The organism is Mesorhizobium delmotii, assembly GCF_900149755.1.
Taxonomy (GTDB): Bacteria; Pseudomonadota; Alphaproteobacteria; order Rhizobiales; family Rhizobiaceae; genus Mesorhizobium; species Mesorhizobium delmotii.
The window spans coordinates 8,778-12,014 of record NZ_FUIG01000055.1 but is presented as its reverse complement, the minus strand read 5'-3'; the positions used below and the strand labels follow the sequence as shown (position 1 = coordinate 12,014).

Sequence of the window (3,237 nt, the reverse complement as noted above, 5' to 3'; positions counted from 1 at the left end):
TATGGAAAGAGATTCGCAGGAGAATAGTCGCCATCCAATTCAGCAGGATGGTGGCTTTGATACGGTCGGTTCAATTGCCACAAACGTTGAAGACGGCTTCACAATGGCAGCAGTTGGCGACCTACTCTTGGCGCGACCAGTGACCAAGGGCCGACATCCTGGGTTCGACGACCTCGTCAAGATCCTGCATGATGCCGATGTCACATTCGGCAACATGGAAACCAACATCTTGGATGTTCGGTCTAAAGGATGCCCGCAGGCTGAGTACGGTGGTGCATATTGCATTAGCGCCCCGGAGCTGGGATCTGATTTAAAAGCGATGGGCTTCAATATGGTTAGTCGAGCGAACAACCATACCCTCGACTGGGGCGTTGAAGGCATGCGCGAGACGACCCGGGCGCTCGATGAGAACGGGATCATCCATGCAGGTGCGGGCGAGAACCTCGCGCAAGCCGGCGCCGCTCGCTTCTTGGAGACCGCTCGCGGTCGGGTGGCGCTCATATCACTTGCTGCATCCTTCACGCCGATGTCCCGTGCGTGCGACCCCGCTGGCGAGGCGCCAGGCAGACCAGGACTCAACGCTCTTCGTTTGGACAAAAGCATTGTGGTCCTGCCGGAAATGCTCGAAAGCCTGAGGCAGGTCCGCGCAGCGTTGCCAAACTACAATCCCGCCGGACAGGATCCAAGCCGGGTTGTACTTGGCGGCGTGACATTTAAAACGGGGGACAAAGCAGGTTATAGCTTCGAAGCAGACCCGCGCGATGTCGCTGACATTCTGCGTAACGTTCGTCGCGGCAAGCAGTTCTCCGACTTCTGCATCGCCACGAACCACGGCCACACGCCCGGAAATTGGAGCTCAGAGCGGCCTGATTACGAACAATCGTTCGCCCGCAGGCTTATCGATGCTGGAGCGGACGCATACGTTGGGCACGGGCCTCATCAGTTGCGAGGCATCGAGATCTACAAAGGGCGGCCCATCTTTTATAGCCTGGGGAATTTCTTCTGTGAGGACCTCCGGACGCCGTTGGGCGCAGACATGTACGCCGTCTACGGTAAGGATCCAAAAATTGACACGGATGCTGAGGTGACGATCGACGAGGTATACAAAGGGTATCCGTCGCCAGAAGGATTCGTGGATGCGCTGCCTGACCAGATCTATTATGAGAGCGTTGTTTCCGTGAGTCGATATGTGGATAACCAGCTTGCTGAATTGCGGCTCTATCCAATCGAGCTCGGTCACCTGAAGAGGTTTGCCAACCGGGGCGTGCCGCGTCTCGCTGCCGTGCCGCAAGCAGTAGCCATTCTCGGGCGGCTACAGGAGCTCTCCCAGCCATTTGGCCCCAAAATTGAGATCGAGGATGGCGTTGGATTGATCCGGCTGCCGCCCAGTTTGGCGCAATGACGCGGCCCCCCGGATGAACTGGCGCGCACCCTTCTCTGGCGGATAGTGGTCGGGGCTGAACGCTGAACATAGTGTCCTTGAGCAGGGCTAACGGACACGAATCGCGTTGGACGGAATGCAAATGGGAGATCTTCGGGGCGAGACGGCGCTGGTGCGCCGGCGTAATTCTTATACGCTGGAAGAGAAGCAGCGCTGGTTGCCGAGAACTATGAGCCTGGGGCGTTGGTGTCGCTGCTGGCGCGGCGGCCGTGCGTCGGCTTTGGCGGCTTCGCCACTGGAATTGATCCCAATCGATGTCACCAGCGGCGCGCCGGCTGCTCTGCCGCTCGAGCTGGCGCGACTTCCTGCAGGGCTGAAGGAGCGAGGCCTCTCAGACGTCGAGTTCGTCGTCTCCGACGATCATGCCGGTCTGAAGCGATCCGGGAGAGCCTGCCACAGGCGGCCTGGCAGCGCTGCTATACATGCACTTTCTGCGCAATGACCCTCGATTATGTGCCGCGCAAGGTGGAAGACGACTGCCTGATGGAGCTTATGGTTCTACGACCGGCGTGAGCTTACCGAGGCGCGCCGCGACCTCGCCCAGTGGCTCGCTAAAGGCAGGGCAAATACGCCAAGCTGTGCGCTCGGGACAACATCGAGGAGACGCTGACCTACTTCCGGCTGCCGCTCGGCCATCACAAGCACATGAAGTCGACGGATGACATCGACAAGCGCTTTGTCAGCTCATGTGCTAAATTCTTCCGGCACGGACGACCACGGGGCAAAGAGCGGTGCCTGAGGATGAAAGTGCCGCCGCGCAGCCTTAATAGCCGTTCCTCCTTTGTGGCGTCCGTGCGCCGCTTCGGCCCCTTGGTCGCCATTGCCAGACCATCAGCTCATAGGCGTGCTCAGCATGCTCGGCCGCAGCCTTCTCCCGGTTGCGCAATTCCTTGACATTATAGGCGTAGGCTGAACCGCGATGACCAACACCGCGTTCGTTGGCCGCGCCGGCCTTGAGGGCGAGTTGTCGCTGCTTCGCCGCCACCAACGCAGGCCTCACCCACAGCTAGTCCTCCTGCTTCGTCAGCATGTGCCAGATCAGCATGGCGAGCTTGCGGGCGACCGCGACCGCCGCAACCTGATGGCCGCGCTTGTTGCGAATGCGCAGGAAGAAAGCTCTGAGCGGTCCGCGCCTTCGCCGCCGCCCAGGCAGCCTCGACCAGCATGGCGCGGGCATGGGAACGCCCGTGCTTGCTGATCCGGCCATATTGCGCCAGCCCGAGCCCGGATCGGCGGACGCGCGGATTGAGGCCGAAGTAGCTCACCAGTTTCTGCGGCTCGCTGAAGCGGCGGATGTCGCCGACGGCGGCGATGATACCGGTTGCGACGATGGCATTGTGAAGTGCACCCCTCGGGTGAGACAGAGATCAGTAACAGTTCTCCGTTTCTGAGATTGCCGCAGGGGCTTCCCGCCGCAATCGCATTAGGCCGGCTTCATATTCATCCGGCGATTGATAATCGATCGCGGAATGTAGGCGCTGCTTGTTGTACACGGCGTCGATGAATTCGCCGATCCTGTTCCTTGCATCGTCGATGTCGCGATAGGCTCGGCCGTCGGCTTCCTCCTCCTTCAGCGTTCGCATGAAGCGCTCGGCCTTGGCATTGTCGTAGGGATTGCCCACCCGGCTCATGCTCGGCAGGATGTCGTGTGCCGCAAGTCGTGCGGCGTACTCGGCACAGGCATATTGCACGCCGCGATCGCTGTGATGGATGATGGATCCCGGTGCCGGCCTGCGCGCCGCAATCGCTTGGTCGAGCGCCTCGAACGCCAGGTCAGCCCTGAGATAGATCGCCAG

Annotated in this window: 4 protein-coding genes and 2 pseudogenes; 2 read left to right on the top strand and 4 right to left on the bottom strand. The window is 60.4% G+C overall.

Going from position 1 to position 3,237, the window contains the following annotated elements; translation table 11 throughout:
• The first annotated feature begins 1 nt into the window (after position 1).
• Together BQ8482_RS30565 and BQ8482_RS39730 are read left to right on the top strand one after the other, a co-directional pair.
• Positions 2–1,402, top strand: a complete 1,401-nt coding sequence (locus BQ8482_RS30565) for a CapA family protein (RefSeq protein WP_123150995.1) — start codon at positions 2–4, stop codon at positions 1,400–1,402.
• A gap of 323 nt (positions 1,403–1,725) precedes the next feature.
• Positions 1,726–2,113 (top strand): annotated as a pseudogene (locus BQ8482_RS39730) (transposase); the annotation flags it as partial.
• Positions 2,114–2,204: 91 nt separating this feature from the next.
• On the opposite strand, the gene BQ8482_RS40400 reads toward BQ8482_RS39730, so the two are convergent.
• From BQ8482_RS40400 to BQ8482_RS30550, 4 genes and pseudogenes are all read right to left on the bottom strand, one after another.
• On the bottom strand, positions 2,205–2,429 hold the full coding sequence (locus BQ8482_RS40400; RefSeq protein ID WP_342210995.1) for a hypothetical protein: 225 nt from the start codon (positions 2,427–2,429) through the stop codon (positions 2,205–2,207).
• A gap of 18 nt (positions 2,430–2,447) precedes the next feature.
• Positions 2,448–2,618, bottom strand: coding sequence for a hypothetical protein (locus BQ8482_RS40395; RefSeq protein ID WP_342210994.1), 171 nt, complete (start codon positions 2,616–2,618; stop codon positions 2,448–2,450).
• A gap of 10 nt (positions 2,619–2,628) precedes the next feature.
• Positions 2,629–2,736 (bottom strand): annotated as a pseudogene (locus tag BQ8482_RS40390) (transposase); the annotation flags it as partial.
• 72 nt (positions 2,737–2,808) lie between these two features.
• Positions 2,809–3,237 (bottom strand): integrase core domain-containing protein (locus tag BQ8482_RS30550; RefSeq protein ID WP_208867895.1); only part of this gene is annotated, 429 nt, incomplete at its 5' end.